The sequence below is a fragment of the Alicyclobacillus sp. SO9 genome, from assembly GCF_016406125.1.
In the GTDB taxonomy this organism is placed as follows: domain Bacteria; phylum Bacillota; class Bacilli; order Alicyclobacillales; family Alicyclobacillaceae; genus SO9.
Genome location: NZ_CP066339.1, coordinates 906,263 through 927,301 on the forward strand (window position 1 = coordinate 906,263; position 21,039 = coordinate 927,301).

General features: G+C 46.4%; 23 protein-coding genes and 1 riboswitch. Of the genes, 20 read left to right on the top strand and 3 right to left on the bottom strand.

The features are described 5' to 3' along the window. Positions 1-104: 104 nt before the first annotated feature. From GI364_RS04055 to cobD, 13 genes are all read left to right on the top strand, one after another. On the top strand, positions 105-1,565 hold the full coding sequence (locus GI364_RS04055) for a cobyrinic acid a,c-diamide synthase CobB (RefSeq protein ID WP_233096002.1): 1,461 nt from the start codon (positions 105-107) through the stop codon (positions 1,563-1,565). A 63-nt stretch (positions 1,566-1,628) separates the two neighbouring features. Next, positions 1,629-3,185 (top strand): cobyric acid synthase, encoded by a 1,557-nt coding sequence (locus GI364_RS04060; RefSeq protein ID WP_233096003.1) that lies wholly within the window; start codon positions 1,629-1,631, stop codon positions 3,183-3,185. A gap of 37 nt (positions 3,186-3,222) precedes the next feature. Further along, complete coding sequence (locus GI364_RS04065) at positions 3,223-4,029, top strand: hypothetical protein (RefSeq protein WP_198852425.1); 807 nt, start codon at positions 3,223-3,225, stop codon at positions 4,027-4,029. A gap of 71 nt (positions 4,030-4,100) precedes the next feature. Beyond that, positions 4,101-5,522 (top strand): purine-cytosine permease family protein, encoded by a 1,422-nt coding sequence (locus tag GI364_RS04070; protein WP_198852426.1) that lies wholly within the window; start codon positions 4,101-4,103, stop codon positions 5,520-5,522. Then, positions 5,519-6,112 carry a histidine phosphatase family protein gene (locus GI364_RS04075; RefSeq protein ID WP_198852427.1) on the top strand — a complete coding sequence of 198 codons (594 nt, stop codon included), beginning with the start codon at positions 5,519-5,521 and terminating at the stop codon, positions 6,110-6,112. The genes GI364_RS04070 and GI364_RS04075 overlap by 4 nt, the downstream gene beginning before the upstream one ends. Before the next feature lie 15 nt (positions 6,113-6,127). Beyond that, a complete protein-coding gene (locus GI364_RS04080) occupies positions 6,128-6,925 on the top strand; it encodes a cobalamin-binding protein (RefSeq protein ID WP_198852428.1) in 798 nt (265 codons plus the stop codon). Between the two features lie 45 nt (positions 6,926-6,970). Next, positions 6,971-7,540 carry a cob(I)yrinic acid a,c-diamide adenosyltransferase gene (locus GI364_RS04085; protein WP_198852429.1) on the top strand — a complete coding sequence of 190 codons (570 nt, stop codon included), beginning with the start codon at positions 6,971-6,973 and terminating at the stop codon, positions 7,538-7,540. A gap of 3 nt (positions 7,541-7,543) precedes the next feature. Further along, positions 7,544-8,317 carry an adenosylcobinamide amidohydrolase gene (locus GI364_RS04090; RefSeq protein WP_198852430.1) on the top strand — a complete coding sequence of 258 codons (774 nt, stop codon included), beginning with the start codon at positions 7,544-7,546 and terminating at the stop codon, positions 8,315-8,317. Positions 8,318-8,385: 68 nt separating this feature from the next. Beyond that, positions 8,386-8,572: riboswitch (cobalamin riboswitch) on the top strand. Positions 8,573-8,726: 154 nt separating this feature from the next. After that, positions 8,727-9,728: an ABC transporter substrate-binding protein gene (locus GI364_RS04095; protein WP_198852431.1), complete on the top strand. Its 1,002-nt coding sequence runs from the start codon at positions 8,727-8,729 to the stop codon at positions 9,726-9,728. A gap of 44 nt (positions 9,729-9,772) precedes the next feature. Then, the gene (gene cobU, locus GI364_RS04100) at positions 9,773-10,396 is read left to right on the top strand and encodes a bifunctional adenosylcobinamide kinase/adenosylcobinamide-phosphate guanylyltransferase (protein WP_198852432.1); all 624 of its coding nucleotides are present in this window, start codon (positions 9,773-9,775) and stop codon (positions 10,394-10,396) included. An 8-nt stretch (positions 10,397-10,404) separates the two neighbouring features. Beyond that, positions 10,405-11,376 (top strand): adenosylcobinamide-phosphate synthase CbiB, encoded by a 972-nt coding sequence (gene cbiB / locus GI364_RS04105; protein WP_198853843.1) that lies wholly within the window; start codon positions 10,405-10,407, stop codon positions 11,374-11,376. Further along, on the top strand, positions 11,352-12,143 hold the full coding sequence (gene cobS / locus GI364_RS04110; RefSeq protein WP_198852433.1) for an adenosylcobinamide-GDP ribazoletransferase: 792 nt from the start codon (positions 11,352-11,354) through the stop codon (positions 12,141-12,143). The genes cbiB and cobS overlap by 25 nt, the downstream gene beginning before the upstream one ends. 13 nt (positions 12,144-12,156) lie before the next feature. Beyond that, positions 12,157-13,314 carry a threonine-phosphate decarboxylase CobD gene (gene cobD / locus GI364_RS04115; RefSeq protein WP_198852434.1) on the top strand — a complete coding sequence of 386 codons (1,158 nt, stop codon included), beginning with the start codon at positions 12,157-12,159 and terminating at the stop codon, positions 13,312-13,314. On the opposite strand, the gene GI364_RS04120 is transcribed toward cobD, so the two are convergent. After that, a complete protein-coding gene (locus GI364_RS04120) occupies positions 13,293-13,979 on the bottom strand; it encodes a histidine phosphatase family protein (protein ID WP_198852435.1) in 687 nt (228 codons plus the stop codon). The genes cobD and GI364_RS04120 overlap by 22 nt on opposite strands. 402 nt (positions 13,980-14,381) lie before the next feature. Here GI364_RS04120 and GI364_RS04125 point away from each other — a divergent pair, with 402 nt between their 5' ends. Next, positions 14,382-14,633 carry a hypothetical protein gene (locus tag GI364_RS04125; RefSeq protein ID WP_198852436.1) on the top strand — a complete coding sequence of 84 codons (252 nt, stop codon included), beginning with the start codon at positions 14,382-14,384 and terminating at the stop codon, positions 14,631-14,633. 971 nt (positions 14,634-15,604) lie between these two features. Here GI364_RS04125 and GI364_RS04130 read toward each other — a convergent pair. Beyond that, the gene (locus GI364_RS04130) at positions 15,605-16,012 is read right to left on the bottom strand and encodes a hypothetical protein (protein ID WP_198852437.1); all 408 of its coding nucleotides are present in this window, start codon (positions 16,010-16,012) and stop codon (positions 15,605-15,607) included. 161 nt (positions 16,013-16,173) lie between these two features. Here GI364_RS04130 and GI364_RS04135 point away from each other — a divergent pair, with 161 nt between their 5' ends. The 4 genes from GI364_RS04135 to GI364_RS25315 are packed head-to-tail and all read left to right on the top strand — an operon-like array spanning position 16,174 to position 19,491. Beyond that, a complete protein-coding gene (locus tag GI364_RS04135) occupies positions 16,174-17,754 on the top strand; it encodes a spore germination protein (RefSeq protein ID WP_198852438.1) in 1,581 nt (526 codons plus the stop codon). Beyond that, positions 17,751-18,950, top strand: coding sequence for a Ger(x)C family spore germination protein (locus GI364_RS04140; RefSeq protein WP_198852439.1), 1,200 nt, complete (start codon positions 17,751-17,753; stop codon positions 18,948-18,950). Before GI364_RS04135 ends, GI364_RS04140 begins: the two co-directional genes overlap by 4 nt. A 2-nt stretch (positions 18,951-18,952) precedes the next feature. Then, the gene (locus GI364_RS04145; RefSeq protein ID WP_198852440.1) at positions 18,953-19,231 is read left to right on the top strand and encodes a GerAB/ArcD/ProY family transporter; all 279 of its coding nucleotides are present in this window, start codon (positions 18,953-18,955) and stop codon (positions 19,229-19,231) included. Further along, positions 19,219-19,491: a GerAB/ArcD/ProY family transporter gene (locus tag GI364_RS25315; protein ID WP_198852441.1), complete on the top strand. Its 273-nt coding sequence runs from the start codon at positions 19,219-19,221 to the stop codon at positions 19,489-19,491. The genes GI364_RS04145 and GI364_RS25315 overlap by 13 nt, the downstream gene beginning before the upstream one ends. A 250-nt stretch (positions 19,492-19,741) precedes the next feature. Here GI364_RS25315 and GI364_RS04155 read toward each other — a convergent pair whose 3' ends face one another. Further along, on the bottom strand, positions 19,742-19,984 hold the full coding sequence (locus tag GI364_RS04155) for a MerR family DNA-binding transcriptional regulator (RefSeq protein WP_198852442.1): 243 nt from the start codon (positions 19,982-19,984) through the stop codon (positions 19,742-19,744). A gap of 221 nt (positions 19,985-20,205) precedes the next feature. Here GI364_RS04155 and GI364_RS04160 point away from each other — a divergent pair, with 221 nt between their 5' ends. Both GI364_RS04160 and GI364_RS04165 read left to right on the top strand, forming a co-directional pair. Then, positions 20,206-20,667 (top strand): prepilin peptidase, encoded by a 462-nt coding sequence (locus tag GI364_RS04160; protein ID WP_233096140.1) that lies wholly within the window; start codon positions 20,206-20,208, stop codon positions 20,665-20,667. Continuing rightward, positions 20,652-21,038, top strand: coding sequence for a hypothetical protein (locus GI364_RS04165; protein WP_198852444.1), 387 nt, complete (start codon positions 20,652-20,654; stop codon positions 21,036-21,038). The genes GI364_RS04160 and GI364_RS04165 overlap by 16 nt, the downstream gene beginning before the upstream one ends. The last annotated feature ends 1 nt before the right edge of the window (position 21,039 follow it).

The window sequence follows — 21,039 nt, forward strand, 5'->3', positions numbered from 1 at the left end:
TGCAAGACGCACAACTCCTCATTTGAGGAGTTTTTATTTTTATATGGCTTCGTATAACTCATAACTCGCGAAATTGAAAGTTTACGGTGGAGAGGAGAATACCATTGAACCGAACGGACAGGCGACCGCGAATTGTTATAGCGGGCAGTCATAGCGGGACAGGAAAGACCACTCTGTCCATTGGCCTGATGGCCGCTTTTTATCTGCGCGGATTTGTTGTGCAAGGCTACAAAGTTGGGCCGGATTTTATAGACCCGAGCTATCACACAGGAGTAACGGGCCGTCCATCCAGAAACTTGGATGCGTACATGTGTGCTCGTACTGTGGTTGAGGAAATTTTTTATCGAGGCAGCAACGATGCAGACATCTCTGTTATCGAAGGTGTGATGGGGCTCTATGATGGGAAAAGCTCTATGACGGAGACAGGGAGTACGGCGGAGTTAAGTAAATGGATTGATGCCCCCGTCGTTCTATGTATCGATGTTTCGGGCATGGCCCGTAGTGCTGCGGCCACCGTATTGGGATATCAAAAGTTTGATTCCGCCGTCAATATCGTGGGAGTGATTGCGAATTATGTCGGGAGTGCAGAACACTTCGGGCTAGTTCAAGAGGCAATTGAAGAGAGCTGTGATGTACCAGTGTTAGGTTATCTTCCGAAAGTAGCGGAAATCGAGTTACCCGAACGACACTTGGGATTAATTCCGGCTGTTGAACGAGGTGAACTTGATTCATTGTTTGACCGGTTGGCAAGTCAGATAGAAAAGACCGTCGATTTAGATGCAGTTCTTACAATCGCTGGAGCAGCCTCTCCAATGTCTCAGCCTACGAGCTCTATTTTTAACGAATCCGTCCAATCACGCTCTTCAATAAGTAGTGAGACCAGCGTCGGTAAAGAAACTTTAGGCAAGGTAGTCATTGCTGTAGCCAAAGATGCAGCTTTTAATTTCTACTATCCGGAAAATGTTGAATTACTGGAATCCCATGGGGCGGGCATTGTGTACTTTAGCCCATTGAATGGAGAACCAATTCCAGACGAGGCGAGGGGTCTATATGTTGGCGGAGGATTCCCAGAAGAGTTCGCACAAGAACTTGCTCATCAGACTTCGGTATTCGAGAATTTCAGAGACCAAATTCTGGAACACGAGCTTCCTACTTTTGCAGAATGTGGTGGATATATGTTTTTGTGCAACACTGTCACGACGCACGACGGAAGGACTTATCCGATGGTTGGCATTATTCCGGCAGATATCTCGATGGAAGGGAAGTTGGTAGGGTTTGGTTACAGAGAGGTAACGGCGATTCAAGACACCGTCTTGCTGCGAAAAAATGAAACCGCACGAGGTCATGAGTTTCATTATTCCTCCATCCGTTTTCGTGACGAAGTTCATGCTGAAATACACGTCGCATATAAGACTCTCGGATTCCGTGCTTCTACCTATGAAGGGTATGCTAATGGCAATTTGACAGCTGGCTATACCCATCTACACTTTGCCTCCAATCCACACATAGCAAAGAGATTTGTAATGACTTGCCGCAAATTTAAAAAATCTCCTCGGTTCAGTTAGAGGTCGGAGGGTTAAGTCCGCACACAGTGGCATTTTAGTCAAAGATGGAGAGGAAGATAAGGATTGCGGAGCTTGATGATTGTCGGCACAGCGTCGAATGTAGGGAAAAGTATTATCTGTACGGCCCTGTGTCGGATTTTCACACAGGATGGACTTCAAACAGCTCCGTTTAAAGCACAGAATATGTCGCTCAATTCCGCAGTAACACCTTCCGGGCGTGAGATCGGCAGAGCACAGGCTGTACAGGCGGAGGCTGCTGGGATTTTACCGAATGAGCATATGAACCCGGTCTTGTTAAAGCCAACAGGACATAGGACTCAGGTTGTTGTTCAAGGGCAAGTCTATGACACCGTTTCTGCGCAGCGATATTTCAGTAGTAACAAGGCCCGCCTGTGGGATGCTGTCGTAGAGTCATATCACTTTCTTTCTAAGCGCTATGATCTCATTATTATGGAGGGTGCCGGAAGTCCAGTTGAAATGAATTTAAAAGAGCGGGATATTGCCAATCTCAAAGCAGCAGAACTGGCAGACGCCTGTGTAGTGTTAGTTGCAGATATTGATAGAGGAGGTGTGTTTGCATCGGTCGTTGGGACGCTCCAGCTCATGACTGAAGAGGAACGACAGCGCGTAAAGGGAGTAATTATCAACCGATTTCGAGGAGATCCCGAACTTTTTGATGATGGGGTTAGACTGCTGGAAAGTTATACAGGGATTCCTGTTATCGGCGTCATTCCGTACGTTGCCAACATTGGTATTGAAGAAGAGGACTCGATGGGGTTGGAAAGGTTCCGTGAGTCAACAGAGCGGCAGACAAATGACCACAGGTTGCGAATTGGAATTATAAAACTTCCTCATATCTCAAATTTTACGGATTTCGATCCATTGTTCCTAGAGCCTGATGTGGATGCATCTTTTGTCACTTCGCCCCACCAACTCAGTGATGTTGATGTCGTTGTCTTGCCCGGAACAAAGAACACAATGTCGGATTTGTTGTGGCTTTGGGAATCCGGATTAGCGGAATTTCTTCAAGGGATGGATGAGAGTAAACAATTTCTCTTAGGAATCTGCGGCGGCTATCAGATGATGGGAGAACGAATTCGTGATCCCTATCATCAAGAAGAGGAGGATATCGATGAAGCTGTTGCACTAGGTCTGTTTCCGTTTGAAACAGTGCTTACAAAGGAAAAGCAAACCGTGCTCGTTGAAGGTGATCTGTCGAAAATCTATGCCGGAATCAAAGTCACGGGTTATGAACTGCACATGGGGAGGACAACTCATCTCCAGTCTTTAAGGCCGTTTGCCCGTATCAGACCGGCTCAGCACTCGGACAATGGACAGGTAGAAATTACACAGGGGGACACACTGCAGACGCGTCAGGGTGGTGCTGTAGATGGGGTAGTATCTGAGAATGGAAAGACAATAGGGACGTACCTCCATGGAATTTTACATAACGACGAATTTCGAATGAGCTGGCTAAACCGGGTCCGAGCGAGCAGAGGACTCCCACCCAGGTCACAATCAATTTTGGTTTCGCAGTCAAGGGAAGCTGCCTATAACAGTCTGGCGAATACAGTTCGCCAACACCTGAACTTCTCTTTGTTGTATGAGTTTCTCCGGTAGTTTAATAGAAAAATAATTGAGATAAGGTGGTGTATTGTTGCCAAATTGGAGTGAATTCTATCAACAGCTACAACAGCGTCAGAGTGTCAGCACCTATTTGATACGTTACCGTGATTTAACGTGTCTTCGGGTAGATGAGGGATACTTCCTCGTCATTGCCAATGATTCGTTGGGGGGCATTGGCGCTAAGCCGCTTGATTCTGTTCAAGCTTCCCCTGAGATAGTTGGATACTTTGCGCTTCGGGTCCCGCTCATCGAACTTCTGGCTGTAGGCGCATTGCCCTTTCTCATCATTGACAATTTAAGTGTAGAGGCAAACCCGTATGGGGCGGCTATTCTTACAGAGATTCGCCGCGTCGCAGCAACCTTGGGACTGGAGGATGCAGTCCACTTTAATGGCAGTACTGAGGAGAATGTAGTCGTAGCGCAGACGGGTGTCGGTATCACGGTGATGGGGATTGTGGAAGCCTTACAGTTAAAGGAACGAGCGTCCAGAGCCGGGGATCTCCTTGTCATTGCCGGACTTCCTAAAAGCGCCCCGCACCATGATGTGAATCCAAGAGACCGTGAAATTCTTTCGTTTCAGGATCTCGAAACACTTCGAGCAGAACCAAAAGTTATCGACATCGTTCCTGTGGGATCAAAAGGTATTTCGCATGAAGTTGGGGAGTTGGCTCGTTCAGCAAAATTGCGAGCACAACTAGACATTGATGTGGGTATTTCGCTTCACGCCTCAGGCGGTCCAAGTACTTGTGTCGTGTTTTCTTGGCGTGGCCTTGATGTTGAGGAGTTGGTTTCGAAAATTGGAGCTCCATTAACGGTGATTGGACGGTTAATAGACTGATGAGATTTTCGATTGTAAATACTGCAGTCAACTGTAAAGACTCGTATAAAGAAGGGAGTTGAGGACCAGACGTGAAGCAAAATCAGCTTTGGAAATCAGAATTGAACGGTGTGAATGTGATTCAAGACGACGAAAAGACGGCTACGCCACGCGATTTATTTTGGATCTGGTTCGGTGCCAATATTGGGATTTTAGGTATTTTATACGGTGGGATAATCGTTGGATTTAAGCTGAGTTTTTTGCAATCGATTCTGGCTGCGGCCATGGGAGCCTTGTCTTTCGCCCTCGTAGGACTCTTAAGTCTCTCTGGAAGAGATGAGAGCGTCCCAATGTTTGTATTGTCCAGAAGGGTCTTTGGACATCGCGGGAATTGGGGACCTGGTGTGGTGAACTGGATCAATCTGCTTGGCTGGGAGTCTGTGACGGTGGTTACAGGTACTCTGACACTCCAGGCGTTGATTTCTGATGTCTTTCGCGTGCCTACTACTTTGTTCACCGGAATCGTCAGCTTGGTGGTATTTATCGGCTTAGTGATCTCATTTAGTTTGTTTGGGTATATGACATTACTTTTCATCCAAAAAGTCGCCTCATGGGGATTTGGTACATTAACTTTGTTTGTTATTTTTCTTCTTTTGCGCCATGCAACTTGGACGGGTGCGGTCTTTACGTCTTCTGGACAGTGGGTCACAGGATTTCTTCCTGCAGTTTCGATTATCGTTGCAGGGACAGGAATTAGCTGGGCTCCTGCAGCTGCGGATTATAGTCGCTATGTTTCGCGGAGTGCAAAATCGGGACGTTTAGGATGGGCTGTCACCTTAGGCGGCGCAATACCTCTGTTCGTTTTGATGTTGACGGGCATTTTAATTGCACATCACGTTCTCAATTTGGTCTCATCACCCAACCCAATCCTGACAATTGGCAGTGCCTTACCGGGATGGATGAGCCCTGTGTATCTTGTTACGGTCATTGGTGGTCTGCTCGCAGAGGCGGATTTGAGCTTATATTCCTCTGGCCTCAATTTAATGGGAATTGGGATTCAACTGCCGCGTAAGAAGACGATTTGGATTGATGCTGTGATTACCATCGTCGTTACAGTCTTCGTGATTTTTATCCGTAAGAATTTCTTTTCTCCGTTTGAAGCGTTTCTGACATTGATGGGTGTCAGTCTGGCCGCGTGGTCCGGTGTATTTCTGGGCCGGTGGATGAACAGGCACAGATTTAACCGGGACTTCTTCCAGCATCATGAAACTGGACAACCAACGAACTGGTATGCTCTCGGAAGCTGGGGCATTAGCGTTGTTGTTGGGCTACTTTTCACAACTACGTCAATTTATACCGGTCCACTGGCGAAAGGTGTCTTTTCGGTGAGTAATCTAGGTATTGTCCTCGCTTTCCTTGTAGGTATATTTCTGCAGAGTGTTAGGGAGCGATTGTTCGGCGGACCTTCTGAATACACTTCTTTCAGTGAACCAAGAGATGAGAAATCAGGATGAACATTCATATACTGCGCCACGGTGAAACAAATTGGAACGTCGAAGGTCGGATTCAAGGACAGCAGAATATTGGCCTCAACAATACGGGAAGACGGCAAATAGAGGCATTTTGTCACTACGTTATTGCCAAAAAAGTTGACGATAGACACGGGAATAGGTCATCTTTTCGCTACACTATCGTACTCACAAGTTCTCTGCGGCGAGCCTATGAATCCGCAGAAATTTGTTCACAGAGGCTAGAACTCCCGATGAAGATTATCCCAGAGTTTGCCGAACGATGTTTTGGACCCTTAGAGGGGATGAAGAAAGAAACACTCGTAAAGGAGTTTGGAATTGAGGATGTAGAAGCAATTGAAGATAGGTTTCATATTGAATCTCAGCAGAGATTTCTAAATCGACTGAACGGAGGTTTACGGAGAATCAAAGTGGCTTATGGGAAAGATCACGTCTTGCTCGTAAGTCACGGCAGTGTGATTCGCACCCTTGGGCTTCACAATCTGATGGATAACATGGAAAATCTCACAATTCAGCAACCAGTGAACCAAGAAATCATTCCAAATGGGCATGTTGTTCAACTTGAAAACTTTTAATGGGAGTTTTGTAGAATGTCGTATCCCGAACGAATTGTCTGCTTGGCAGCTGAAGTACCCGAGATTTTCTTTCAACTCGGTGCGCTTGACAAAGTCGTTGGTATTTCAGCCTATACGACACGGCCGGCCGAGGCCATGCAGATTCCAAAAGTCAGTGGATTTAAGTTTGGAAATATGAAGCGAGTTTTGTCTTTCAAGCCGGACGTCGTGATTTTGACTTCGGATGTTCAAAAAGACTTGGCAGCTGAACTTGTGTCAACTGGGGTTACGATTGTTCATTTTAATCCCCATCGACTTGATGAGTTGTTCAAGAATATCACCCTTCTCGGCAATCTTGTGAATGAATCTGAGAAAGCTGAGCAATTAAATGTGCGACTGCATAAGGAGCTAAATGACATTCAAACGATCGTTCAAGACAATCCCAATTCGCCACGGGTATATTTTGAAGAATGGATGGACCCTCTTATCTGTGGCACGGGGTGGGTAAGTGACTTGATTACAGCAGCCGGAGGACAGGATATTTTCCGTGAGAAATCCATAGAGGGTAGAAAAGCTGCCGAGCGCGTTGTGACAAATGATGAAGTACTGCAGGCGGACCCCGATATCATTTTTGCTTCGTGGTGCGGAAAGCCTTTCGATAGGTCAGAATTTGAGTCAAGGCCTGGATATAAAACTTTACCTGCTGTACAAAATGGACGTGTGTATGAGTTGAACAGTGAAATTCTCCAGTTCGGTCCGATGCTTTTTGACAGGTTGCATGAGCTCTCAAAAATCATTCAAACGGTTGCCGGATCTGATGTGAATTGGGGTTGAAAGTGTGAAATATAACTCTATTACTGTGAATGGAGGTATGGACGAATGAAAATTTATACTCGAGGCGGCGACAAGGGCAAGACGATGTTAATTGGGAGAGAACGCAGGTGGAAACATGACCTGCGAATAGAGTCTTACGGAACAGTGGATGAGGCGGGAGCTTTTATTGGGTTGGCGATGAGTGAATTGGATATCGAACGCGATCGCGATATCCTTGACGTACTCTCTGATGTGCAGCAGACTTTATGGGATGTGGGGGCAGATTTGGCTGCGTCGCCGCAGGCTGGAGATTATGCATTTCGGACTTCAGATATGGCCGCAGCAACACTAGAACCGCACATCGATCGGTTTAAAGAGGAAGCAGATGCAGTTACCAAGTTCATTGTGCGGGGTGGGGTACGAGCTTCAGCCGCACTTCATGTGGCCTGTACCGTTGTCCGTAGAGCCGAGAGACGAGTGGTGGATTTGATGCAGGTAGAGTCGATTCACGAACCAACGCTACAGTACCTGAACCGTTTGTCTGATTTGTTATTTGTCCTGGCACGTACGGCAAATGCCAGGGTTCATCAGTCCGACGTGCCTTATGAGAATAGCACAGACGTGTTTCGTGGTTGAGGAATGAAAACTCCAGTATTGGACGTCGATACACAAGGGTCATTGCTTTCTCCAACTTCCTATTGGGAGGCAGGAGAAGTTATTATTCGTTCTCTGCCTCGTGCAATTTCTATGCAAGGAGACCGTGGTTTTCGTAGTATCAGTTCATGTATCTATGGTGGGGGTCTACAAACGACGCAATACATTGGGAACTTTCAAGTTGAAAGATCTTATCGTTCTATGGAGCCAGAAAAGGATTTGCAAGACCGATTCAAAGAAGTGGGCGTACCTGAAGAGAAAATGCCCCTTGCAGCCGGGTTTCTTACTGCCGCATCTGTTCTCGATGCTGGCTGGGAAGTAAGAACAGGAGAACAGTGGGAGCTGCTTACCTGTGTATCTGTCGGTACGGCCAATAGTGTCAGAATACCGATGGCGGCAAGTGACGACCTGAACCGGTCTTACAGTCCTGGGACTATCAATATAATTACACTGATTGCAGGGGTCGTACGACCTGAGGCTTTGGTGGGAGGCGTTATCACAGCCACTGAAGCAAAGACCGCAGCACTCTATGATTTGAATATCCGAGTATCTGATGGAAGACACGCGACGGGGACATCTACAGATGCAATTCTCTTAGGAAGTACACAGCGGGCACTAGTTCGTCATCGTTCTCTAGATGATGAGAAGCCGATGAATGAAATTCAGTATGCAGGACTGGCAACAACGTTTGGGCAAGCCTTAGGAAGTGCAGTATACAATGCGGTTCTGCATGCTGGTACTCGTTACTTACGGCGGTGAGAGACCAAGGTTCATTGAGCAAACTGTAAATTGACAACTACTATTGATTGCAATAGGATAAAAATAACTTGATAACATACTTTTCAGGTGCTCCAATGAAGTGGAGATAATAGGGAAACCGGTGAGAATCCGGTACGGTCCCGCCACTGTAATCAGCACGAAAGCAGCTCGATAACACTGTCCTTTGAGGATGGGAAGGTATCGATATTGTCTGCGCTGAGAGTCAGGAAACCTGCCTGGGAAGTCAACCAAGACCCTTCGCGGAGAGGCGTCGGTTGTGTACGAGGCAGCGTCCCAATCACCTCTATACTGCTGCTTTAGTAGAACATAACCAACGGATGCTCTGTCGGCAGACAGAGCATTTTCTTCGCAGGGAAATTGGCATCACATTTCTCTGGGAGGAAGGAACATGAACGAAATTCGCAAGTGGACAGTAGGCTCAATCGTAGTTTTTGGAACAACAGCTTTAGTAGTAGGTTGCGGCACGCCCCCCAAACGCTCGGCAAATGCAACTGCCAATACCACCGGTCAATCCACGCCATCAGCCAACGTAAAGAACACCACTTATCCCCTCACCATCAAGGACGAGGCAGGGCACACGAGGACAATCCCGAAACAGCCTCACCACATTGCCTCAACAACAGAGGGAACGGATGAGATTCTATCGGCACTGGTTCCCAAAAAAGATGTCGCGATGGTTACAACTTATGCAACAAATCCGGCATATTCCAATGTCATCCATTGGGCCAAAGGAATCACGGCCATTCAAAAAGCAAACGCCAGCCAAATTCTAGCCGTTCATCCCGATCTCGTTTTGGCAGCTTCGTATACGAAGGCGGGTGTGGTGAGCCAGCTGACACAGGCTGGTGTTCCCGTCTTTGAATTTACGCAGTTTCATTCCATATCCGGTATTGAAAAAAATATCAAACTGACCGGCAAGCTTGTAGGGGCACAGCCGAGGGCTCAGAGACTTGTGGCGAAAATGAATACGGATTTGGCGAAGATTCAAACAGCAGTAAAAAGGAAAGAGAAGCCAACAGTTTTAGACTATAGTTCGTATGGCTTCGCTGCCGGAAAAGGGACGACCGTGAACAGTATCATTGTGGATGCGGGCGGTGTGAACGCTGCAGCAAAGGTCAAAGGATGGAATAAAATCACGGATGAAGAGATTATCAAGATGAATCCGCAAGTGATTATTACGGCTAACAGTGACAAGAGATTTGCGAACAAACTTCTTCACGATTCAAAGCTTCAGACAGTGCGTGCTGTGAAAAATCATCGCGTGTATGCGGTGAGTGGTGCCAGTCTTTCGTCGGTGTCTCAATATATTATCAAGGGAGTAAAGGATGTCGCTCATGTTCTTCATCCATCAGTTTCGTTGCCTACAATTACATTTACGAAAAATGAGTAAGGAAAGAATCACCTGTTCAATGCAATTGGAAAAGGAGGTATACTGTGCCAGTCACGCTTATCATCGGGGGCGCACGCAGTGGGAAAAGTTCTTTTGCAGAGCGCTATGTTCAGAGATTATCCACCACGGAGAATCGTTCCGTTACGTACATTGCAACAGCGCAGGCGCTGGACGACGAAATGGCAGCACGGATTGCACAACATCAGTCACGGCGCCCTTCACACTGGATGACCATTGAAGAACCGCTGAACGTACCACCTGTACTGGGTGAGCGACAAAGTTCGATTATTCTCATAGATTGCCTGTCATTGTTGCTTAATAACTGGATGTTTCTTGGCTCGCAGAGCAGAGATGAAGGGGATTTCTGTTTGGATGGTACCTCTCGTCCGGGATTGGTCAAGGCGTCTTACGGTGATGGGGATGCAGGGGTAGCATCCTTCAAACAGCGAACTGAGGACCTTGTTCATGCGCTACAAGAACATCCACGTCAGGTCGTGGTGGTCAGCAATGAGGTTGGCGAGGGAATTGTTCCAGTGGATGCGATGACCCGTCTTTACCGTGATAGGCTGGGGGTGCTCAATCAATCTGTTGCTGCCGTTGCGGATGTTGTCTATCTGATGGTAGCGGGTATTGCGGTAGACGTTCGGAAGTTGGGAACCCCGTGGTAAATCATTTTATGGTAGTCTTGATAGCAATGTTTGTGGACAAGGTAGTAGGTGACCCTCAGGGGTTGCCTCACCCTGTTATTTTCATTGGGCGCTGGATTTCATACTGGGAACGAAAGTGGAACCTCGCTCCCTACAGTAGTCATCCACGCACCCGGCTAGCATTAGGTGCATGTCTAACTTTTTTGACGGTTGGATTATCATGGTTCATTCCTTTTCTGGTATTACATTGGATTTATCATATCCAACGAATCGTATGGATGATACTGAATATTTGGCTCATTTCAACAACCATTGCGTGGAAAGGGCTCGCGGATGCAGGGAAGTCTGTTTATCACGCCTTGACACAACAGGGACTAGAAGCTGCTCGTATAGAAGTTGCAATGATTGTTGGACGAGATACTGAGCACCTTTCCGAGAGTGAAGTAATTCGTGCCACAGTCGAAACTGTGGCAGAAAACATTGTTGATGCGATTGTATCTCCTGTGTTTTTTGGTGTACTTGGAGGTGCACCTTTGGCTCTGGCTTTCAGAGCCGCGAATACCCTGGATTCTATGGTTGGATATCGAAATGAACGCTATTTCTACTTTGGACGCGCGTCTGCCAGACTAGATGATGTGCTGAACTACCTACCGGCGCGTTTGACCATCATTCTCTTATCTGCCGCCGTCTACGTTTCTCGTCTTTCCTTAAAGGGGGCTTGGAACATGCTCCGCAGAGATTCGCCTCATCACCCAAGTCCGAACGCAGGCATACCCGAGAGCATGGTAGCCGGTGCTTTATCTGTCCGACTGGGCGGCACGAATTTCTACCAGGGCGTTGTAAGTGAACGTGCAACAATGGGAGATAGCGTCCGTCCTTTGTCCTCGATGGATATCCTCACTACGATGACACTGATGCACCGCGTGTCCTGGTATATCGTCATTCTGATAGGACTTATGATTGGGGGTGGGCTGTTGTGTCAAAATGGATGTCATTTTTGATAACGCTTCCTTTGCAAACCGGGAAAAGAATCCTGCTCGCAGTCCAATTCCTAACGATTATCCCAGTTCCTCATTTCAGAAACGTGTCCGAAAAAGATATACGTGAGACAGCACCTTTCTTTCCTTTGGTAGGAGCATTGTTAGGCTTAATATTGTGGGGAATACAGGACACCCTTCGCCTTAGTTTTCCAAATATCATCAGCACGACTTTGTCTTTGATGGTGTATACGTTTCTCACGGGAGCTCTTCATCTGGATGGTCTCATGGATACCTTCGATGCGCTAGGTAGTCGTAAGTCGACGGATAAGGCACTGGAAATCATGAAGGACAGCCGTGTAGGAGCCATGGGCGCAATCAGTGCCATTGTTGTCTATCTAGGAAAGGCAGCAGTACTCTATTCGCTTCCGGGCAATGCTTGGGGTGTTGTTATCGTCGTGCCAGTGTTATCCCGGTTCGGCATGGTAGTCGCGATGGCAATCGCTCCATCTGCACGCGGGAAAGATGGACTAGCTGGAATGTTTGCACAAAAAATTTCCTATCAGTCCCTCGCGTATTCAATCGCGATTACTGGCTTGCTCTCAATTGGACTGAATTCAGTCTTCTTAGGTCTTGGGTTAATGCTTGGACTGATTGTGCTGTCAATCCTCATTACGGTCTACTTAAGCCATCGATTTGGCGGAATGACCGGAGACACTTATGGTGCGTTAAATGAAATTTTAGAATGGTTGGGCTGGGTTTGGGGTTTCTACATATTTTTTCATGGCTGAGGAGAGCAAGTTTATGACTGAAGAATCGTTCAATCACGGTGGAATGATTTATCATCAAGCAAAGCAAATGGGGGTTCATCCCACCAACGTCTTGGACTTTAGTGCGAATATTAACCCTCTCGGACCACCAGTTTCCGTTACAACTGCGATCCAACGTGCGCTTCCAATGATAGTTCACTATCCGGATTCAACCCAAAGTGAAGTAAAGAATACTTTAGCAGATTACTTTGGTCTCAGGAGTTCACATTTCTTAATAGGCAACGGCGCGAGTGAGATCATTGATTTGTTGTTCAAAGCGTTGAATCCAAAACGTATTGTTGTTTTTGAACCGGCTTTCTCGGAATATAAAAGAGCAGCAAAAAGGCATGGGATTCCTGTGTTGCAAGTTCCTTTATGGAAGACCCAAGACAACCTCTGGCGAGTACAGGGCAAATCCGCACCAAATCCTACTGAACTTTATAATTACGAAATGCTGAAACAATCACTTAGACGCTACACGTTGGTTTTGCGTACAGGGGATGTAGTGGTGTTGAATATACCCCATAATCCAACGGGTCTTTGCTTTCACTTAGATAGTTGGTACCTGTTGGCTCAAGAATGGATGCAACAGGGGGTTCGTGTCATTGTAGATGAGTCTTTTCTCGATTTTCTATCCGATGAAACAAGGTATACAGCTATACCGAAAGCGACTGATTCTGAATCGCTATTTGTTGTTCGTTCTGCAACAAAATTCTACGCTATACCAGGACTTCGTTTTGGTTTTGCTATTGGCTCATCGACGTTGTTTCAGAAAATAGAACGGTATCGTGACGGGTGGAGTGTAAACCAGTTGGCCCAGGTTGCTGCTTCTGCTGCATATAAAGATAGAGAATTTCAAAGACAAACACATCAATGGCTTGAGACAGAACGGGCACATGTTGTACGACTATGGGAAGCCCATCCGAAACTGACCTTATATATGGGTAAAGTCAACTTCTTCTTACTCCACTTCAAGAATACTGAACTGGGAAGTCAAGTAGAAGAGTTTCTGAGAACCAGAAACATTATGATCCGAAATTGTAGGAATTTCGAAGGACTCGGTGCCAGTTTCTATCGGGTTGCAATTCGAACTCATAATGAGAATGAAATATTATACAAAGCGATTACTGACTATTTGGACGGCTGCAAGTGACTGGTATCGTCAAATATCTCAATGGTGACATGGACAGATTGACCTTTACCATGGACTTCCTGTTTCCTCTCGTCGTTCTGATTTTGGAGAATAGATTGTAACGATACTTGAACTTTGCTAATGGAAGCGTGACTGGGTTGGTATTGGCGAAAAGCTCCCAACGGTTTACCGTAAACGGATGCTAGCCAACTTCCAATTACAGCGCCATGGCTGACGATGCATATCTCATCATGAGGATGTGAAGATGCAACAGACAAGATGACGTTTTGAAAACGTACCGCTGCCGTAGAGCGGAGTTCTCCTCCTGGAAAAGAAAAATCATCGAGCGAAGGGGCAAGTGCTTTATCCATGAGTTCGCGGTGTTGTTCGTAAGCTGCAAATGAAGAAACATCCTCAAATTCACCTAGGTGAATTTCCTGTAGGTCTTCATGAAATATGACTGTCGGGTGATACATATTTTCCTCTGATACAGCTTCAGCAGTTTCCTTGGCTCTCGATAGCGGACTCGAATAGATTACTTTAAAAGGAGTCTCTCTTAACCGAACAGCAACTGCCGTAGCCTGGCTGCGTCCGATGTTTCCCAGAGAACTGTCTGTTTGACCAATCATGTAGTAATCTAAATTTTTGTCCGTTGTTCCGTGGCGAACTATCCAAATTGACGTCATATTGCTCGTCCTTTACCTACTGTTGCATTGAGGTTCATCCTTATATCAGTATATATTGTTCGAGAGAGTGAAACCATATTAGGTACAGGATGGGGAGGCCACTTACTTAGTCTACCGATAATTGATATCGTCAGTAAACGCAAGTATTACGAACTCGGATTTGTGGAATAATCTGGGGATATGCATTTCCATTATGTATACATTTTTATCTTCAAATTGCAATTATTTCAAGAAGAATTATTTTTATCAGCATGCCCTAACTAAATTATTCATAAAGCATACTCTTTTAGTACAATGTAATAAAGTTCATGCCAATAAGGTTGGTGTTTTGGCTGTAAAGAGAATGTTCAAATTGACTACTCTTTGTATATTAACAGTATACTGGGAGGCTTTTAAACGAATTTGGACAAGGTCTATCAAGATATTGAAGATCTCCGTGCACAGTTGCTCGACTTATTGGCAAAATTGGTAGCTTTTCAAACAGAAAGTCCTCCAGCAAGAAATTCGATGGCTGCTCAGCAGTTTATTCAGTTATATCTTGAGAATCTCGGCTTTGAGACCGATCTGTGGGACGTCTATCCAAATGACCCCAACCTGGTTGGAACATTGTCTGGTATTGACAGCGATAGACATCAAGGTTTGACGCTCGTTTAGGTGAAGGGCAGTACATTAACCCCTTTAAGGGGGAAATCGGTGGTAGAAACGTAGGAACTCACATTCCATTGGGGTGATTTAGTGGATACAAAGCAAGAATTGATAAGGCGTCTTCTCGACAAAACAGCTAACGACTCGGATCGTGACGATGCTGCTATTGATCTCGCGGCATATGACGATGTCATAAGCGTTGGTTTCTGTTGCGGAAGATCCGAATACTGACGAAATGATTTGTTCTACGTGTGGGGAGTCACTAGGTACCATCTGGTTGAGAAAAGGCTCTGTAGACGAAGATTTATTAGACAAAATCCGACCGGAGGCACAGAGAGAAGTCATGGGTTTGATTGAACCGACCTCAAGGGACGCTGGTAGGTAACCGAATTTCAAGTGCTGTAACCGAAGGGAGTCGACCTCGTTAATTCGGGGTCTGGCTTCCTTCTCTTTCTTCACTTGGTCATTCGGTCTTAGTATGGTCACGAGGTGAATCAGCAATGACCAAAGCAGTCGGATACATACGGGCACAAGGTGGTGCGTGAAGGGTCTAGCCTTGCGTACCAGCGTGATGAAATCATGCGTTGTTGCGCCGACAACGACATCGAACCTTATGTACATGCGACGAAGACAAAGGAATTAGTGATTCCAAGGTAGATGAAGAGAAAGTGACTGTCGAACGCGAAGGCTTGCAGTCAATGCTTACCGACCTTTCATCTGATGCTCTTGACTGGCGTTGTCATCCTGACCACGTATATATCCTGAAACTCAGGATACAGTCGTATGTTGGAGACGAGTACCTTACGTGAATTCTGTCCATGGTCGTTGGTGCTTTTAATCCTGGAGCATAAGACACAGCAACGAGTGGTTGGGGCAGCAACGTAGACGCATCGTGTCTCAATCGAGCGCTTCGCGCAAATTTTAGGACATCTGCAACTCCTCCCTATTTGTTCTCAAAGGTACGTGAGTGGTTGACAGGTTTAGTGAAGGAAAAATAGAAAATAACAAGAAATGCGACCGCATTGAATCGAAATCCATACTCCAGCAATGTCTTTAATACCAATGATCTCACCGCTGAACCCAATGATTTGACGACCGCTCGAGACGTACGTACCTGTGACTCTGATGACATTCAGAATCAGTAAGATGGCCGTAATGACATTGACTACCCGCATCCTCAGTTGCATTTCTTCTGATTTCCCCTCGAACAAGTCGCCGCCATAAATGGGAACAGTTGCACCTAGAAAGAAACCCTCAGGTACAACGAAAATTCCAGAAGTCGTTATTCGTCCGATCAACAGTAGAATAGCCATGACAAAGTCAATGGAATATTGCAGTGCGACAAGTCCATTCCGGGAAGAGTGCGTTCGCTGCTCCTTGTTTGCCACAACTTTCCCTCCCAGCCAGGCCGTTTCTTTATCCTTATTTCGAAATGAATGTTCAAGGGTGATGGAAATACCACGATGTGGGTATAGTATATACATCTCAGGAATCTGTGGACCGCAAACCATTCCTGACAAGTCCCTAGGTTGTCATATAGGAGATGCTTATGAGTTACGGAAGCTTTTTCAATTTTTTCAGCCATCAAAAGCATCGACATCGCAGATTGGAGCCGCAACGCGAAGACCTATCCGCTGTACTGGACAAGAATATCGATTTGACTGAAAAAAAAGTGCGAAACACGTTAGGAGATTCCGCCGATCTCGTCTTTCGAAAAGTGAATTTACCCAAAAATCAGCAGCTTCTCATTATCTATGTGATTGGACTTGTGGACACAAAGACATTGAATGAAACCCTGTTGAAGGCTCTAGTGATTGATGCCCCATCAGAGGCACGCGGTAGATGGCTGCCTCATGGTGTTTTGGAGTTCGTCTCCAAACAACTCATTCCAGTTGCCAACGTAAAAAATGTTCGTACACTTGGAGAAGTGATTGACGGACTATTAGCAGGGAATGTTGCAGTAATTGGAACTGGAACTCGCTTCGCATTGCTGGCTGAAATGGCTGGCTGGCCAGTCCGACAGATTGAGGAATCGCAGTCCGAGCCCTCGGTGCAAGGACCTCATGAAGCCTTTAACGAAGTGTTGAGAGATACGACGGCATTGATTCGAAGGCGATTGCGCGACACTCGACTTAGAACCGAAGCTATGATTATCGGGGAGAGCTCCAAGACGGATGTTGCCATCATGTATTTGAGCGGTGTTGTGAATGTGTCAGTACTTGAAGAAGTACATCGGCGGTTGCAGAACATCCACCTTTCTTCTGTCTTGGATGCCCATTACATTGAAGAGTTCCTTGAGGACTCTCCGTTGTCTCCCTACCCTCAAGTTCAGAATACAGAACGTCCTGATGTGGTGGCTGCCGCACTGCTTGAAGGAAAGATTGCCATCGTGGTTGACGGAACTCCAACCGTACTGCTTGTGCCCATGACCTTTTGGAACGGATTTCAGGCGCCTGACGACTATTATCAACGTTCAGTCTACGTAACGCTGGTTCGATGGATTCGTTTTATGATGCTGAATCTTTCAATTTTTCTTACACCCGTTTATGTAGCTCTGACCAGTTTCCATCCACAAATGCTGCCGACCAATTTACTCATTACTTTTGCAGCATCTCACAATGGCAGTCCCTTTCCCGTCGTCCTGGAAGCCTTCATGATGGAGATTATCTTTGAAGGCCTGCGTGAAGCTGGTGTTCGTCTTCCAAAAGCTGTGGGTTCTGCCGTGAGTATCGTCGGCGGTTTAGTTGTTGGACAAGCCGCCGTAGAGGCAGGCATTGTTTCGGCGCCAACCGTTATTGTCGTAGCGATGTCTGGCATTGCGTCCTTTACAATTCCTAGATACAATTTTGGATTTTCATACAGAATTCTTCGGTTTTTTGTATTGCTCTTAGCTGGAACGGTCGGGTTGTACGGAATTACGCTCAGTTTTATTGTCATTCTCACGCATCAATTGAACCTGCGTTCATTCGGTGTTCCATACATGTCTCCACTATCTCCGCGAAATCCCAGGCAGTTACTCGATGTCTTGGTACGAGCACCGCGCAGGTACTTGCCGCAGAGAAGCCGCCCTCATCAGGATAATCCGCGTGCCAAAGGCCATCCTGAAAAATCGGGAGCGAACTCAACATGAAGATGCTGCACTTCGGAAACATCATTGTTCTCATTGCAATGAGTTTTCTCACTAGTGGCTGCTGGGATCGGATTGAACTGAACAATAGAGCGCTGGTGATGGCGTCCGGTATTGATTTGAAGGACGATGGTAGCCTATTGTTAACCGACCAGGTCATTCTCCCCATTAACTTGTCCAAGGGACTTGGGACACTGCGCCAGCAATTTATTACTGTCTCGGCTACAGGACGTAACATCCTTGATGCAGGACAAAACATGCAAGCAAAACTGTCGAGAAAATATTTCCTCGGTCACCGCAGAATCATCTTCATTGGTGAAAAACTGGCCAAACACGGACTCAGCGGCATCATGGATGAATTCACGAGAAATCCAGATGTCAGGCTGCGCAGTGATGTTTTTGTTGTCGAAAATGGCACTGCGGAACATGCACTTCACATCCGGTCTCCACTAGAGCAGTACCCTTCGTTGGCCATTATGAAGAGTCGGAAATTTGTCGGCGGGGATATCGGAACCACACTGCTCCCGTTTTTGATGGCTTCCGTACATCCTACAAGCAGTCCAACCTTTCCGGTGATGAAAATCGTACCCGAGTCTCCGCACTCGAACAAAACAACATTCCAGTTCATGGGTAGAGCTGTTTTTAACAAGCAATTGAAGCTAATCGGTTACTTGAATTACTCAGAGGCAGCCTATCGCCTTTGGGTACTCAATACACTAAGTACATACCAGGCGACGTTTAAGTTGAATACAGATAAAGATAGTGCAAAGGGCAAAGGATATGCCACCATTGACTTTTCTAAGTTCCACAGTCGCATTAATCCAGTATTTCAGAACGGACGTTTGCATTACGTTGTCAATCTCACCGGAAAAGGAATACTGCGTGAATCTGAAAACAACATCAAGTTCAAGTCCCCTGAAGACATAAATCTGGTTGAGAAGAAGGCAGAAAAGGAAGTCAAATGGCGCGTAAATGACCTTATCGCGAAGGTACAGCATCAATATCATACCGATATTTTTGGATTCGATCTTGCCTTGGCAAGAAAGTATCCTCGTCAGTGGAAAACAGCAAAGCGACACTGGACAGAGATCTTTTCCGATGTTCCAGTTCAGGTAAACACCCGAATAAAGATACAGGCTGTCGGACAAACATCCGAAAGCATTGTATCACCGAAAGAAGCAGAAAGGGGCCAGTGGTAACCGTGAAATCACGAATGCCAATTACGGGCGGTCAATTGTTCTGGATTACCTGCATGTTTGACTTAGGTATGGCGGCTTTTGTCATGATTTCTCCAACGATTCAACGTGTCCAAAATGACGCATGGATCTCACTGGCCATCAGCGGCCTTTTAAGCATGACCGCTGCTTGGATTGAAATTCGTTTGAGTCTGTACTATCCCGACAAGACATTTGTTGAGTACGTGAACGACATTGTGGGCAGCTGGATAGGCAAGGCTCTATTGGCATCTTGTATGTCGTAAACTGGATTGTTGTAACCGGATTTGTCCTTCGTCAGATTACGGACATTTTAATTACCTCTCAATTCCACAAAACGCCTACATACCTTTTCATCATTTCCATGTCGTTGACTGCGGTTTACATGCTGTACAAGAATGGCATTCAATCCATTGGCCGCACGACAGAAGTCATAGGCCTTCTTGTGGTCTCCATCGTAATTTTCACTTTTGCCTTTGTGCCGTTCCATAGACCGACAAGAACAAAAACAACGCTAATCGAATGAACGCGGTCAGAAACCATATTAGGGAGGGTTACAGCGGCCTGCATTCTGATTGCTATGAGCCCTCGGAGCATGATTGACTCAAGCATTGTCTATCCAAAATCTGTTGTTCAACCCTTTGTCTTTCCCATTTTGTTGTTTGCCATTCCTGCGCTGTTGTGGCTCATTGCATTTTTTCGAAGAATGATTTGAAACCGATTTGATATGTTTCGTCAAAGTTGAAGAACAGGTGTTTTATTAATTCGTAAAGTGATCACATTCCTTCACACACTGGATTTCTTTCTGGAAGTGTATTCTTCTCGTCACAGTCTAAGACTCTCTCAATCTGGGTTGTGTTGAGTCTAAATCGAATAGCTTTCACTCGTTCTACTGCAATCTCATCAAACATTCTGTACCCGTTTTCTAAGCGCTGAGGGGTTATCAAATTCTCTTGTTCGTAGTAACGCAAAGAGCTCACGCTAACTCCAGTTCTTCGTGACAGTTCAGAGATCTGCACAGTTGGTCGCCTTCCTTCAGATGCTCACATGGTAAACCACCACATCGGTGTCATAGTCAAACTCTAGGAACTAACTGGGTCAACGAAAAAGACCAGGATAGGTGATAAGAAACTCTCCTTACAGCCTGTTGCACTCTGACATAGAACATCAGTTACCAATTTCATTGTTCATGCCCTTTTGTCATGCAGCGAGACATCGGTAGGAGGTGGTATTGGTGTGGATGCAACTGGGGGCGTCCTGGGCAGTTCTACTGGTGGTTTTAACTGCGGCCAGCTGGGCAGACATCCGTACACAAAGGATTCCCAATCTGCTGTTTGCTACAGGGGCCGTCGTGGGCTTTGTACTGCGTGTTGGATTTGGGGGAGCACATGGGTTTCTTGAAGCATTATTGGGTTTTGGCGTAGGGATGTTGGTCGGGTTACTCGGAGAACGGTTGCCTATCGGAATGAGTCGCTGGGGGATGGGAGATGCCAAGACCCTGGCTGTGATGGGGGTCTGTTTGGGGTGGTTTGGCGTCGTGATCACGGTCTTTGGCGCTGGCATCCTGTTAGCCGTCATTCGTCTGACGTCCCTGACCTTGCATAAGCCGATGCGGACATTGGCATTTGTACCTGTGTTGGCGGTCTCTGCCTCCATCACCATGGGCGTGGAATTCGGGGTGTTTCAATGGCTGCGAATGTAGCGATGTGGGGCATCTTCGCCTTCCTGGTGGGTGTGGCCGTTCATGAGAGTGGCCATGCAGTGGCACGAAGTTGGTTGGGACTGCGTTTTTGTATTGCGCTGGGACGGGGACCCTGTCTGCTGAAGTCCAAGTATTTTGTTTTGCGGTTACTCCCTGTGAGCGCACGAACAAAGGGAGACAAACCTATTTCAGTGGTAGTCCCCCTTGCAGGCCCGGTCTTTCAATTGGCGTTCGCGCTGTGCCTGCTGCCATGGAGTCCGTGGATAGCCCTTCTTGGTGGCTTGGGTGCACTGACGATATTGCCCTATCGCGTTTATGGACAAGCGTCAGACGGGTTACTGGCGTTACAGATTGTTTTGAAAGGAGCATAAA

Coding starts and splice junctions, on each gene's coding strand:
- GI364_RS04080 (WP_198852428.1), top strand. CDS start 6,128: ATGTCGTATCCCGAACGAATTGTCTGCTTGGCAGCTGAAGTACCCGAG.
- cbiB (WP_198853843.1), top strand. CDS start 10,405: ATGGTAGTCTTGATAGCAATGTTTGTGGACAAGGTAGTAGGTGACCCT.
- GI364_RS04075 (WP_198852427.1), top strand. CDS start 5,519: ATGAACATTCATATACTGCGCCACGGTGAAACAAATTGGAACGTCGAA.
- GI364_RS04120 (WP_198852435.1), bottom strand. CDS start 13,979: ATGACGTCAATTTGGATAGTTCGCCACGGAACAACGGACAAAAATTTA.
- GI364_RS04160 (WP_233096140.1), top strand. CDS start 20,206: ATGCAACTGGGGGCGTCCTGGGCAGTTCTACTGGTGGTTTTAACTGCG.
- GI364_RS04135 (WP_198852438.1), top strand. CDS start 16,174: ATGAGTTACGGAAGCTTTTTCAATTTTTTCAGCCATCAAAAGCATCGA.
- GI364_RS04095 (WP_198852431.1), top strand. CDS start 8,727: ATGAACGAAATTCGCAAGTGGACAGTAGGCTCAATCGTAGTTTTTGGA.
- GI364_RS04165 (WP_198852444.1), top strand. CDS start 20,652: ATGGCTGCGAATGTAGCGATGTGGGGCATCTTCGCCTTCCTGGTGGGT.
- GI364_RS04085 (WP_198852429.1), top strand. CDS start 6,971: ATGAAAATTTATACTCGAGGCGGCGACAAGGGCAAGACGATGTTAATT.
- GI364_RS04090 (WP_198852430.1), top strand. CDS start 7,544: ATGAAAACTCCAGTATTGGACGTCGATACACAAGGGTCATTGCTTTCT.
- cobD (WP_198852434.1), top strand. CDS start 12,157: ATGACTGAAGAATCGTTCAATCACGGTGGAATGATTTATCATCAAGCA.
- GI364_RS04140 (WP_198852439.1), top strand. CDS start 17,751: ATGAAGATGCTGCACTTCGGAAACATCATTGTTCTCATTGCAATGAGT.